We start from the raw sequence: 12403 nt of genomic DNA on the forward strand, positions 1-12403 counted from the left end.
GGACAGCACCGAGCCCGGGACAGCAGTGCTGTCCCGGGCTCGTGAACGCTTGCGCGAGAGTCGGTCTTACTTGACCGAAACCTTGGCGCCGGCCTCTTCGAGCTTGGCCTTGGCAGCCTCGGCGGCCTCCTTGTCGACCTTCTCCAGCAGAGCCTTCGGAGCGCTCTCGACGAGGTCCTTGGCTTCCTTCAGACCCAGACCCGAGACGACCTCGCGGACGACCTTGATGACCTGGATCTTCTTGTCGCCGGCACCCTCGAGGATGACGTCGAACTCGTCCTGCTCGGCAGCAGCCTCGGCGCCACCGGCAGCCGGGGCACCGGCAGCGGCGACGGCGACCGGAGCCGCGGCGGTGACCTCGAAGACCTCTTCGAACTTCTTCACGAAATCGCTGAGCTCCAGCAGAGTCAGTTCCTTGAACTGATCGATGAGCTCGTCAGCGGTGAGCTTCGCCATGGTTGGCGTCCTTCCTGTATGTCCCCGTACGGGGGTTGATGTTCATCCCCGTACGGTTCGGGGATTGCGGTGGTGCGGCGGACGACCTATTCGGTCTCGCCGGCTTCGTTCTTCTTCTCCTGCAGGGCCGCGGCCAGGCGCGCCACCTGCGAAGCCGGCTGGTTGAACAGACCGGCAGCCTTTGCCAAGTTGCCCTTCATGGCACCGGCGAGCTTGGCCAGCAAGACCTCACGGGTCTCAAGGTCGGCGATCTGCTCGATCTCCGCAATGGACAGCGCACGGCCATCCATGTACCCGCCCTTGATGACCAGCGCCTTGTTGTCCTTGGCGAAAGTCTTGATCGCCTTCGCGGCCACAACCGGTTCACCTTCGATGAAGGCGATGGCGGTCGGACCGGTGAACAGCTCGTCGAGCCCTTCCACGCCCGCCTCAGCAGCGGCGCGCTTCACCAGGGTGTTCTTGGCGACGGAGTAGGTTGCACCCTCACCGAGGGAACGTCGCAGCGTGCTGATCTGGGTGACGGACAGGCCACGGTATTCCGTGACAACCGTCGCCGTGGAGCTCTTGAACTGCTCCGCGATCTCCGCAACTGCGGCGACCTTTTCGGACTTGGCCATACTTCGCCTCCTCTCCTCGTCACTATGAGTTGGTCGAGTTCAACGTCGAGAGCGACGGGCATCGGGGGGCGATCGAGGGCAGAGATGACAAACGCCCCGGCACACAGGCACGGGGCGTGAAGGCGCACACTTTCGTGTGAAGCGACATTCCTCGTTCATCCTGCGTGGGCCGGCGACCTCGTCGCGCCTTCGTCCGGGTGATCCCGACGACCAACGGTCTTTGGTTGAACCGATACGACACACGGGTGTGCATCACATCGAGGACTAGGCTACGCGGACGTGGACGGACAATCCAAATCGTCGGACCCGCAAGACCCTAATCAGCGTGCGCAGGCCGCTGCGGACGCCATCTATGCTCGGCACCTCCAGCGTGCCTTCTGGCTCCCCGGCACCCGCGCGGCGGCAGTCGCATGGCCGATCGGTCGTATGCAGGCACAGTTCGGGTCCTGGCACTACTGGTGGCACGCGCATCTCGTCGACCTCCTCGTCGACGCTGCGATCCACCGGCCGGCCCAGGACACCGCCGACGACGCCAACCGGCTGCTGCGCGGAATCCGGATCCGCAACGGCGGCCGCTGGACCAACAACTACTACGACGACATGGCGTGGCTCGGACTCGCCATCGAACGTGCCGACCGGCACCTGGGTCTGCATCATGCCGGCGGTCTCCACGTCCTCACCGGACAGATGCTCGATTCGTGGGTGCCGGCGGACGGCGGCGGGATCCCGTGGCGCAAGGCCGATCAATTCTTCAACGCGCCGGCCAACGGTCCGGCGGCCATCCTGCTGGCTCGCACCGGGCACATCGAACGCGCAGAGGCCATGTGCGACTGGATGGACGCCAACCTCATCGACCCCGACACCCACCTCGTCATCGACGGCCTCAAGAAGCTCCCCGACGGTTCCCTGAAGCCCGAGACCGGCACCTACACCTATTGTCAGGGCGTCGTCCTGGGCGCCGAGCTGGAGGCGTTGCGCGCGACCGGAGACCGCAAGCACCTCGACCGGCTGGTCCGGCTGCTCGGCGCCGTCGAACGCCACTCATGTACCGACGGGGTGATCAACGGGGGCGGCGGTGGGGATGGCGGGCTGTTCCACGGCGTGCTGGCCCGCTATCTGGCGCTCGTCGCCACCGACCTACCCGACGTCGACGATTCGGATGAACTGCGTGCGCGCGCAGCACGGATCGTGACCCGCAGCGCCGACGCCGCGTGGGCCAACCGCACCGAGGTCGCCGGACATGCAGTTTTCCCCAGCGACTGGCGTCGAACGGCCGTGATACCGACCGATGCAGGCATGAAAGCCCAGTTCGTGTCGGGTGCGGTCAATCCGTCGGAGGTGCCGGAGCGAGATCTGTCGGTTCAGTTGTCGGCGTGGATGGCGCTCGAGGCGGCCGCAGCCGTCGACCTGCGTTTACCCGAATGTGATCAGGAACACAGTCGTCCATGACCAAAAGACGCCACCTCGTTAGCCATCCGATACCGGCGCTGAGTTATCCTTCAGCGAATGCGTGAAGTGACCTGGACCACACTGTGATCCGCAGCCAGCGGGGCGGGCCGGGGAACCAACGACCGACACGACGGGGTGTCGGTGTCCACCCGGCCGTCTCGATCCGTGCAACAACCCGCGGGTGTCACACCTCATCCCAGGCAGGGTGATGCACCATGACGTATCAGTTGGATCCCACACAGTCGCGCGCGCGTGTCGTTCCGTCGACGCGCACTCGAACCACTGGTGCGCCACACTTCGGCACTCTCCCTCTCGGTGACCCCACCGGTGGCGCCGACGGCATCCGCTGGCGTGAGCAGGTCGACGGCAAGCAGCTCTACCCGCGCGTCGTCATCGACCGCAACGTCTCCATCACCATGAGCGACGGCGCGGTGCTGCGCGCCACCGTCATCCGTCCTGCCAATCGGTTCGGGCAGACGATCCTCACGCCCTACCCCGCGATCATCAACATCAACCCGTACAACCGTGCGGCCATCGACTTCATCGACCAGACCCTGCACGCCCCGGTACTCGGCAAGGCACTGCACACCGCCTCGCGGTCGATCGACGCGACGGGCACCGCACTCGAGGGACTCACGACGCTGACGCAGACGCTGTCGGGCGGCGTCTTCGACGTCTTCGGCATCAACCGCAACCTGGTGCGCAGCGGCTACGTGCAGGTGGTCGTCGATGTTCGCGGAACCGGTGCGAGCCTGGGCAAGTGGCAGATCCTCGGCCCTCGCGAGCAGCAGGACTCGGTGGAGGTCATCGACTGGGTGACCGACCAGGAATGGTGCGACGGAACCGTGGGGATGGCCGGCTGGTCGTACTCGGCGATCAACTCGCTACAGGCCGCCGACAAGCGACCCGCTGCACTCAAGGCGGTCTTCGCCGTCGAGGGTTGCGACGACCTGGTGCGCGACATCTACATCACCGGGGGCATGCCGTCGGCCTTCATCCCGGTGTGGCTGTCCGCGGTCAACATGCTCAAGTGGGTTCCCAACCCCGCCAACGTAATCCGCGACCTCGTGCGCGGCGACGCGGTGCGCTGGGCGATCGATCGGGTCAAATCTCCGGCCACCGAGATCCCGTCGCTGCTGTGGGGATTCCTCACCGCACGCGATCCGCGCATCTTCGACGATCCGTACTTCGATGCCCGCGACCCGATCGTCGACCGCATCGAGGCGCCCACCTTCACCGTCGGCGCCTGGCACGATCTGTTCGGCCGCAGCGCAACCGGGGTGTACGAGCGCCTACAGATGGAACCGGGCCGCAAGCAGATGATCGTCGGCGACGGCTACCACCTCGACGTCGGTTCGGGTTACGGCGGGAAGTTCGCACCGCCGCGTCTCGACGTCCTCGAGCGTGCGTGGTTCGACCGCTGGCTCAAGGGACACCGCAACGGCATCGAGCACTACGGGCCGGTCACGATGCTGCAGCAGGGCGGAGCCTGGACCTCGGGACAGAGCTTCCCGCGGCCGGGCGTGGCCCCCACGCGCCTCTACCTGAACGCCGAGACATCGGCGACCGCCGACCATTCCGTGCACGACGGATCGCTGACCACTGTTCCTGCGCAGGAGATTTCATCCCTGCATGTCCGGCCCGACACGCGCGGACTCCGATCGCGAGACATGACCCAGGTGACCGCGGGCGCGACCCTGGTGCTCGGAGCCGACTATGCCAAGGACGCTCGGTACCAGGAACGCGGCGCGTTGTCGTTCACCACGGAGCCGGTGCTCGAGGCCACGCCCATCAGCGGCGCGATGAACCTCCGGCTCAACGTCGCCACAACAGCACACGAGGCGATCTGGGCGGTGACCGTCAACGACGTTGCGCCCGATGGGACTTCGGTCGTCCTCACCAACGGTGCACTGTCCGCCTCGAACCGGGCGCTGGACCCGTCGAAGTCGACGTACGCCGAGGACGGGAGCCTCCTCTCGGCACATCATTACCTGTCCCGGAAGCGCAAGCTACCGGTCCCCGCCGACGAAGCACTCCGCATCGACGTCGACCTGGTGCCCACCGACGCGGTTCTGCAACCGGGTCACCGGCTCCGGGTCGACGTCTACGCCGCGAGCCTGCCGCGCTACCTCGCCCTCGTGCCCGACCTCATCAAGGCGCGGGGACGTCGCCATCAGCGCCTGGTTCTCGACCCCGAACACCCGAGTCACCTGACCTTGCTGGCCGGTGACGGGTTGCGCTGAGGTCGTTCTCCGGGCGGGCCGAGAGAGGCCTCGGCGCGCGACATGACGTGTGTCAGCCGGTGTTTTCGTCTTCGGGATGGCGGACGCACGGTGACGTCGACGTCACCGACACCGTGCTGCCGCCGTTGGCGAAGTCGGTGTGATGCAGTCCGACCGCGAATCCGCGCGCATCCTCGACGGTCAGGTCCCGGGGGTCGCCCGTCGGCGACTGCTGCTTGCGTGTGAATCCCTCAGACAGCAGCTTCTCGACGCCACGTCGCACGGTGTCGACGCGCTCGGCAGCGGGATCGCGGAGGGTGTGATTCTCGCGGTACCACCAGGGTGGGCCCGACGGCATCAACGTGTTCGGGTCGGTGGCACACCCGTTCTGCTGGAACCTCATCGAGGTATTCGACGGCATCGGCGTCGACACATAGTCCGGATCGACGGCGGCCATGTTGCCACTGACCGCGATCCACACATCTTCCTTCGACATCGACAGTGCGGGAATGTCTTCGGGATTCTCGACGGCGCATCCCGACAGCAGGGCACCGATGATCAGCACACACGTCGTGACAATCGATGCCGACGATGTCAGGCCGCTCAGGGACTTCGACATCATCGCGGGAAGTCCGGGCCGGGAGCGAGGATGACCGGCGGTTCGGGTTTCTTTCCGACGGGCAAGTGGTCGGGCGCGCGGTAGACATAGTCGTCCGGCTCCTCGCCCCGGATGACCTTGACCATGTTCTCGAACGCGCCCGATGTCGGATCGTCCCAGTAACTCCCGTGTCCCGCCGGCCCCCAGACGATCTCACCGCTGTGTTTGCCGTCGCCGTACAGCCCGGTGTCGAGGCGACGCACTCCCGGCGTGTTGTCCGGATCGCCGCCGTGCTGCGTGCCGCCGAGGCTCTGTGAGAAGTGAACCGGGTCGCCGGGTGCGGTGAGCGAGAAACGCTGCACGTCCGGGTTGGGGTTCCGCCACGGACCGTCGAGTACGCCGGTACCGGCCGACGACGCGTAGATCACGCGATCGGCGTTGAGTCCGAGTTGCTCAGCTGTTCCGACCACCGAACCTCCGTAGGAATGACCGATATAGGTGGTCGCGGCATCGGGTGCGACGGCGGCGAGAGTGCGGTCGAGTTCACGCCCGAATCCGACGAGGCCGGGCGCCATCTGGTTCGCCGGCGTGGTGTCGAAGGCGTCGTCGTCACCGGTCAGATCGGGATAGAGCCCCTGAGGGAGGTCGCCGTCCATGTAGAGGATCACTGGACCACCGGTGGCGTGCGCCAGGTTGTAGGCCGCCCGCTGGTTCGTCGCACTGCCGTCGAGGTTCGTACCTGTCCCGGGAACGTACACGGTCACATTGGGATTGCCGGGGCCGATGGCGCCGACGACTTCGATCATCCGCCCGTTCGGTGTGTTCTCGAAACCCAGAAACGTTCGCTCCACCGCCCGGCCGGTCAATGGATCCGTCGTGGGTTGGAGGAGTTCGACCAACCTGTCGATCCGGCGCTGATTCGGCGGCTGCTTCTGCCTCTCGTCGATCAGCCCGTTGCGGATGTTCGTCTCGTTCGCGTCGATCCGCACCGGGAACGGCACTCCGTCCATGCTCCCGATCGTCTGCGGGTCGGCCTGGGCCAGTCGGCGCACTTGTTCCGGTGTCAGGCTCGCCAGGAGGGATGCGCGCTGGTCGGGTGTCAGTCCGCGGAGGTGGGTCACCAGATCGTCGGGGTCACGCGGGCCGAGACCGGGAACGTTGATGTCGGGCTGCCCGTTCACCATCGACGCAAGGTCACCCGAGAGCCCTTCGAGCCGGGTGCCGTAGGTCTCGTCGAGTTCGTCGACAGTGGACAGACCGCGGTTGATCGCGTTCTGGATGGTCCGGACCTCCTCGGCCTTGTCCTCGTCCGGGTGCGAGACGGTTCCGTCGTCGCCGACGGTGAAACCGCCGGCCACGGCGGAGTCGACCTCGCGCAGTACGTGTTCCTTGGCGAAGCCGAGGTCCCTCGCCGCGTCGCCCGCCTCGTCGGCTATCTGATTCAGGACGTTGCGGACCTCGCCGCCGTGGTCGCGTTCCTGATCGATCCTGGTGTTCGCCGCGTCTCGGGTGAGACCGAACCAGGACCCGGCGCCGTCGATGGCGCGGACGGCGGAATCGAGCGCACCGTCGAGGATCGAGGCGTTCGCGGCGGCAACTCCGCCCGCCGAGCCCAGCGCGGCGGTGTCCCACCGACGCAGTTGAGAGATGGTGGGACGCATCAGCGTTCGGCGAGCCCGCGGATCCGCCCGGCCGCGACGTCATCGGTCTCCTGAGCACGCGAGTTGAAATTGCTCAACGCGTCTCCCAGTGCGGTCAGCCGGGTGCTCACCGAGTCGGTGCACTGTTTGGCCGGGCCACCGATGCTCCGTGCCGCGGCCAGGGCGCGGCCACCCGCCCCCGTGACCGACGCGAACGCCGAGAAGTCGGCGTCCCCGACGGCGGTCCCCTGTGAGCGCCAGTTCGTCGCGATGGCAGACACCTCTGCCGGCAGGATGACGAACCGCGCGGACGGTGTCTGCGGTTCGCCCGGGGGCGCGGGGACGGGTCCGGGCTCGGCCGCCATCGGATGCCGCGGGGGTGTGGTCGACGGTGCGGCAGGCGGTGTCGGAGCTGCAGGTGTCGTCGGGACCGCAGGCATCCTCGGTGTCATGTGCTGTGCCCCGTTCACAGTGCGCATCCGATCCCCGCGATCGTGCGTCGCCGTCACGATACCGGTTCGGGGCTCAGCTGCGGCTCCAGCGAACTCGCCACGATCATCCGATCGACGGAGGAGCCCGCATCAGCCGACGCCGGAGTCCGACAGCACGACCCGATAGACGAAGGCCGCCTCGGGCCCCAGTACGAGCCCGACGAGTTCGATGAGGGTCAGCACGAACCCGCGTCCGTGCGCCGGGCCGGTCGTGCCGTCGAGGTGATGGGCGAGCTCGTGGAGCACCACCAGCTCACGAAGCGCCCAGCGACCGTCGGCCGCCGACGGAATCGCGATCTCCGCGCCGACCGGCACGCCGTCGGAGCTGCGGACCCGCGCGGCGTAGTGCGCGGACCGCTGGCCGCGCCGCTCGCGGACCGACACCGGTTGCGCGGCACGCTCGAAGCTCGACTGCACCCCGGATAGTGCGAGCACCCGGCGCACATAGTCGTCGACGGCGTCGATGGAGGCGAAACGCACCTCGGCGGGAAGGGTGACCGCGGTGCCGGCGAGCTGCACCGTGCGCGACGACGACACGTTGTCGAACAGACGGTGTACGAGGTGTTCGGCCTCATAGAATCGGGCGCGCCCGGTGTCTCGTTCAGTCACGGCGTCGCCCATGATGGGAGCGGATACCGGAGCCGATGGGAGTGTTCATGCGCCGTCCTGACGTCGATGCAGTGCGCGAACGTGTGATGCGACTGCCCGGCGCCTCGCTGGTTTTCCGCATCGTCATCGACATCGCGCGGGGCAACCTCACCGACCGGTCGATGACCCTGGCTGCACAGGCCTTCACCTCGATCCTCCCGATCGTGATCCTCGTGCTCACCCTGCCGGGCACCGACGTCGTCGACGATGCGCTCACCGAACTCGGCATTCCCATCAGCAGCCTCGACACGCCCACGATCGACGACCCGACCTCGGCCACGACCTTCGGGATCATCGGTGCGCTGATGACCATCGCCGGCGCCACCTCCCTGTCACGTGCCCTGGGCCGAATGTATGTGTCGATCTGGGACGTCGCCAAACTGCCGTGGAGCAGCTTCTGGCGGTGGGTCGTCGTCGTCTTCCTCATCCCCGCCGCGGTCACCGCGCAAGGTCTCTCCACCGGATTGCAGGCCACGACGCTCTTCGGGGTCCATCTCGGCGACAGCGGCGTACTCGGGATCGCGCTGGTTCTCGCGGTGACGCTGCTGATCTGGTCGGCCACGTTCACCGCGATCCCCCGGCTCCTGGTGTCGTCGCAGGTACCGATGAAGCTGCTCGTCCTGAACGGACTCGGCACCGGCCTGCTCATCACCGTGCTGCTCGCCGGTAGCCGCATCGCCCTGCCCACCTTCGCCGCCGGCACGATCCGCAGCTACGGCACCCTCGGCATCGTCTTCGTCGCGATCAGCTGGCTGTTCGTGTTCGCGTTGATCCTCGTCGTCACCGCGATCGTGGTGCACGCCGCGGCGACGGACGAGGGCCGCGTCGGTCGGTGGGTGCGGCGATGGGCGGGCACTCCGACACCCTTCGCCCCGACACTGACCGTGGCCTGGTACGACCGTCCCACTCCTGGTTGTGCCGAGGACTCTCCCGCGACGGTCGAGCACTAGCCCTCGAGCGCTCCTCGAGCACCGCCGAACTCGCGGTCGGCACCGATCTTTGCCCGTCGTCCCGCATGGTCGCCGGCGCGGCGCGCGGCCTCCGAATATCCAGCGGACGCGCTCGACGGTCGCCAGGTGCCGCGCGCGCTCGACTCCGTCCGGTAGTAGTCGGTCACCTCGATCTCTTTGTTGCGCAATGCGACCGCCGTCGAGCGAGTGGAGTCACCGGAGTCGCGTTCGGCGGCGATCGCCTCCGCGCGAGCCGCGTCACGTGCCTCGGTGAGACGTTTACCGATGCGTTCGGCGAACGCCGACTGGAAGTTGAGCCGCGCGGTGATCGGCGACAACGGTTTTTCCTCGATCACCCGTCGGGCACGCCACCCGCTCCCCCGGGTGACGACCCGCGCGAACGTCTCGCCTTTGTAGGCCCCCGACCGCAGGTAGGCATCACTGGCCGCGACCATCTGCACGATCAGCGAGGTGTAGAGCGCCTCGCACGCGTCGATGTCGGCTTCGTAGCCGTAGGCGAGAACGAATGTCGAGTTGCTCGCCACGTCGACGGTCACATCATTGGCGGCCGTGATCGCCACGAACAGCTGAACGTAAGTGCGTAGTCCGCGCTTACCGGGTTCGCCGATGGCGATCTGGCGGCTGATCGGTGTGACCTTCTTGCGCGCGGAAGGATCGTGGGCGCGTGCCACGGCCAGGTCTATCGACGAAGCCGTGGCGAGCCGTTGGGCCGCCTGCATGAAGGTCTCGGCCTCGTGCTCGTTGTCGGTGTTCTCCGCCTGACGGAGAAGTGCCGAGATCCGGGTGAGCAGCTTGTCGTCGCGCATATGTTTCAGACTATCCAGCGGCCCGATCGGTTCCATCCGACCGCGAATTGCCTCGGGACGACGTCTCGGCGACGCGAAGGACCAGGGCGCCGGCGGCGATCAGGACCCCGGCCCACAGCCCGGCAACTCCCCACTGTTGTTCCGCGAATCCCCCGCACACCGCACCGAGCACGAACACCGGCCACATCCAGAAGACCGCCAGCCACGCCCACGGTCGATCGGTGCCCAGTGACGCGACGAGTTCGTGCGCGGATCTCACCAGCGTGCCCGTGACATAGGTCAGGCCGCCCTGCACCGTCGACGAGTGTGAGAGCGCCGAGTTGATCGCGCCGGTGGCCATCGCCACGACAATCATCCCGGCGGTCGGCGATGCGGTGAGCGCGACGACGGTGCCCAGGAGAAGGGTGGCGGTCACGGCGGCCAGGACCAAGACCGGAGCTTGCTTCCCGCCCCAGCGACTGATCGCGCCGCCGCCCACGGCTCCGACGAAGAAAGCCACGACAAGCCCGCCGACGACGGCGATCGCGGACCACCGTCCGGCCGCCGTCGACGCTCCCATGATGGTGGAGTTGCCGGACATGAAGGCGACGAAGCTGCCCTTGAGCACGAAGAACGCGATGGCGTCGATCAACCCGGCCAGGAACAGCAGCGACGCCGCGATCGTGACGTCGATGTGTCCGCTGCCCGGGTATCTGCCGCGTGGAGCCGCCATGGGCACGAATCTAACGCCGCGCCCCGGACCGTCGCAGGGAGGCGGCCTCGTCAGCGGCTGATCGCGCTCAGCGCTTCTCGCAGGCGATGCCGTCCTTGTCGCGGTCACTCTCGGTGTTGGCGTCGTACAGATCGTCGTCGACGGTGAAGGTCGTGACCGGGGTACCCGACGTCGAGTCGACGGCTCCGGTCTTGCCGACACCATGCGGATAGTCGGCGTTGAGTTCGGAGCAGTTGGCGTAGTCGGTCGCCGCCGAGGCGGGTGCCGCCATCATCAGCGGAGCGATCGTCATGGACGCCGCAGCCAGGAATCCGAGGACCATCTTTCGTGAGCAACGCATCGTGCTTGACCTTCTTCTGTGTGTCCCCCGACACCTCATCGTGACGAGGTGACAGTACGGGGTCGCATCGTCGAAAGTCGCACTCATCGTGAAGATTGGTCCGGCCGATGGACACAGTGGTCTCGGAGCCCACCCCCTAGAACCCGAACCGCGCCTGCATCCCGCGCAGCGTCTCCGCCGACGCCAGCAGACCCGCTCGCTCTGATTCCGACAACGGGACATCGAGCCGTGTCTGCGCGCCGCCGCGGTCGACCACCGTCGGCAGCGAGAGACACACACCGTCGAGCCCCTCGATGCCGTCGGTGCGCGTCGATACCGGCAACACCCGGTGCTCGTTGTTCAGGATCGCCTCGACGATGCGTGTCGACGCCAGACCGATCGCATAGTTCGTGGCCCCCTTGCCCTCGATGATGGTGTAAGCGGCGTGGACCACCTCGTGGTGGATACGTTCGCGCGCAACGGCATCCAGCGCCGGTCGACCGGGGAGCGGTTTCCACGACGTCAGCGGTACCCCACCGATCGTCGCCGAACTCCACAGCGGGATCTCGGTGTCGCCGTGCTCGCCGGCGATGTAGGAGTGCACGCTCTGCACCGCGACCCCGCAGTGCTGCGCGAGCAGGAACCGCAGTCGCGACGAGTCGAGAACGGTGCCCGAACCGAAGACCTGACTGGGCGACAATCCGCTGATCTCCTGGGCCGCGTAGGTGACGATGTCGACCGGGTTGGTGACCATCACATAGATCGCATCCGGGGCCACCGCGAGGACCCCCGGCAAGATGGCACGCGTCAGATCGATTGTCGCCTCGGCCAATTCGAGGCGCGACTGACCGGGCTTCTGCTTCGCGCCGGCGGTGAACACCACCACGTCGGCGTCCGCGCACACCGACACGTCGTCGGACCCGATGATGTCCGCACGCGGGACGAACTCGAGCCCGTGAGACATGTCCAGCACCTCAGCGGTCACCTTGGCGGCGTCGATGTCGAGGAGTGCGATCGTCCGCGCGACACCCCGGATCAGGGACGAATACGCGATCGCGGTGCCCACCGCGCCCGCCCCGATGATGGCCAGCTTCGTGTCTCGTACGTCCATCGGTTCACCGTTCCGCGTCGGGGTCATCGATCGTCTGGACTCAGCCTAAAGGGGGCGGTAGGAAACCTGCGGGGTTGATGTCGCGCATCGTTGCGCCCAGAGCCACGGCTCGCGACATCTGGCTCACGTGTCGCGGATCGTTGCTGGTAGGTTCAGCCGCGAGAACGGTCACACCCGCACACGTGGGTGTCAGGGAACCCGGTGCGAATCCGGGACTGGCGCGCAGCGGTATGGGGGACGGATTCGGCACAAGCCACTGGGGCGACCCGGGAAGGCGTCGGCTCCGGACGAACCCGAGTCCGAATACCGGCCGCTCTCGCTCGAGTCCACCGTGTATCTCGCGCACAGATACCCAGACCGTAA

The 12403-nt window shown here is 67.0% G+C and carries 13 protein-coding genes and 1 riboswitch; of the genes, 3 read left to right on the plus strand and 10 right to left on the minus strand.

Features of this window, described 5'->3' with window-relative positions; all coding sequences use genetic code 11:
- Window positions 1–66: 66 nt before the first annotated feature.
- The gene (gene rplL, locus ACFW3F_RS22125) at window positions 67–456 is read right to left on the minus strand and encodes a 50S ribosomal protein L7/L12 (RefSeq protein ID WP_004019500.1); all 390 of its coding nucleotides are present in this window, start codon (window positions 454–456) and stop codon (window positions 67–69) included.
- Window positions 457–542: 86 nt separating this feature from the next.
- On the minus strand, window positions 543–1073 hold the full coding sequence (gene rplJ, locus ACFW3F_RS22130; RefSeq protein WP_004019499.1) for a 50S ribosomal protein L10: 531 nt from the start codon (window positions 1071–1073) through the stop codon (window positions 543–545).
- A gap of 279 nt (window positions 1074–1352) precedes the next feature.
- Between rplJ and ACFW3F_RS22135 the strand changes: the two genes are divergently transcribed.
- Window positions 1353–2522 (plus strand): glycoside hydrolase family 76 protein, encoded by a 1170-nt coding sequence (locus ACFW3F_RS22135; RefSeq protein WP_388061264.1) that lies wholly within the window; start codon window positions 1353–1355, stop codon window positions 2520–2522.
- Between the two features lie 215 nt (window positions 2523–2737).
- Window positions 2738–4765, plus strand: a complete 2028-nt coding sequence (locus ACFW3F_RS22140) for a CocE/NonD family hydrolase (protein ID WP_388061266.1) — start codon at window positions 2738–2740, stop codon at window positions 4763–4765.
- A 52-nt stretch (window positions 4766–4817) separates the two neighbouring features.
- On the opposite strand, the gene ACFW3F_RS22145 is transcribed toward ACFW3F_RS22140, so the two are convergent.
- From ACFW3F_RS22145 to ACFW3F_RS22160, 4 genes are all read right to left on the minus strand, one after another.
- Complete coding sequence (locus ACFW3F_RS22145) at window positions 4818–5366, minus strand: hypothetical protein (RefSeq protein WP_388061268.1); 549 nt, start codon at window positions 5364–5366, stop codon at window positions 4818–4820.
- Window positions 5363–7003 (minus strand): alpha/beta hydrolase, encoded by a 1641-nt coding sequence (locus ACFW3F_RS22150; RefSeq protein WP_388061269.1) that lies wholly within the window; start codon window positions 7001–7003, stop codon window positions 5363–5365. The genes ACFW3F_RS22145 and ACFW3F_RS22150 overlap by 4 nt, the downstream gene beginning before the upstream one ends.
- On the minus strand, window positions 7003–7422 hold the full coding sequence (locus ACFW3F_RS22155; RefSeq protein ID WP_388061271.1) for a hypothetical protein: 420 nt from the start codon (window positions 7420–7422) through the stop codon (window positions 7003–7005). Before ACFW3F_RS22155 ends, ACFW3F_RS22150 begins: the two co-directional genes overlap by 1 nt.
- Before the next feature lie 141 nt (window positions 7423–7563).
- Window positions 7564–8082, minus strand: a complete 519-nt coding sequence (locus ACFW3F_RS22160; protein WP_388061273.1) for a TIGR04338 family metallohydrolase — start codon at window positions 8080–8082, stop codon at window positions 7564–7566.
- Window positions 8083–8129: 47 nt separating this feature from the next.
- Here ACFW3F_RS22160 and ACFW3F_RS22165 point away from each other — a divergent pair, with 47 nt between their 5' ends.
- On the plus strand, window positions 8130–9071 hold the full coding sequence (locus tag ACFW3F_RS22165) for a hypothetical protein (RefSeq protein ID WP_388061275.1): 942 nt from the start codon (window positions 8130–8132) through the stop codon (window positions 9069–9071).
- On the opposite strand, the gene ACFW3F_RS22170 is transcribed toward ACFW3F_RS22165, so the two are convergent.
- From ACFW3F_RS22170 to ACFW3F_RS22185, 4 genes are all read right to left on the minus strand, one after another.
- Entirely contained in the window at window positions 9068–9898 is an 831-nt protein-coding gene (locus ACFW3F_RS22170; protein ID WP_388061277.1) for a DUF2786 domain-containing protein, read from the minus strand. The two genes, ACFW3F_RS22165 and ACFW3F_RS22170, sit on opposite strands and share 4 nt — an antisense overlap.
- Before the next feature lie 10 nt (window positions 9899–9908).
- A complete protein-coding gene (locus tag ACFW3F_RS22175) occupies window positions 9909–10610 on the minus strand; it encodes a YoaK family protein (RefSeq protein ID WP_388061279.1) in 702 nt (233 codons plus the stop codon).
- A gap of 67 nt (window positions 10611–10677) precedes the next feature.
- Entirely contained in the window at window positions 10678–10950 is a 273-nt protein-coding gene (locus ACFW3F_RS22180) for an excalibur calcium-binding domain-containing protein (RefSeq protein WP_388061280.1), read from the minus strand.
- 136 nt (window positions 10951–11086) lie between these two features.
- Window positions 11087–12040, minus strand: coding sequence for an L-lactate dehydrogenase (locus ACFW3F_RS22185; protein ID WP_388061282.1), 954 nt, complete (start codon window positions 12038–12040; stop codon window positions 11087–11089).
- A 148-nt stretch (window positions 12041–12188) separates the two neighbouring features.
- Window positions 12189–12370, plus strand: a riboswitch (cobalamin riboswitch).
- Window positions 12371–12403 lie beyond the last annotated feature (33 nt).

This window comes from Gordonia sp. NPDC058843 (assembly GCF_042743165.1).
GTDB lineage: Bacteria > Actinomycetota > Actinomycetes > Mycobacteriales > Mycobacteriaceae > Gordonia.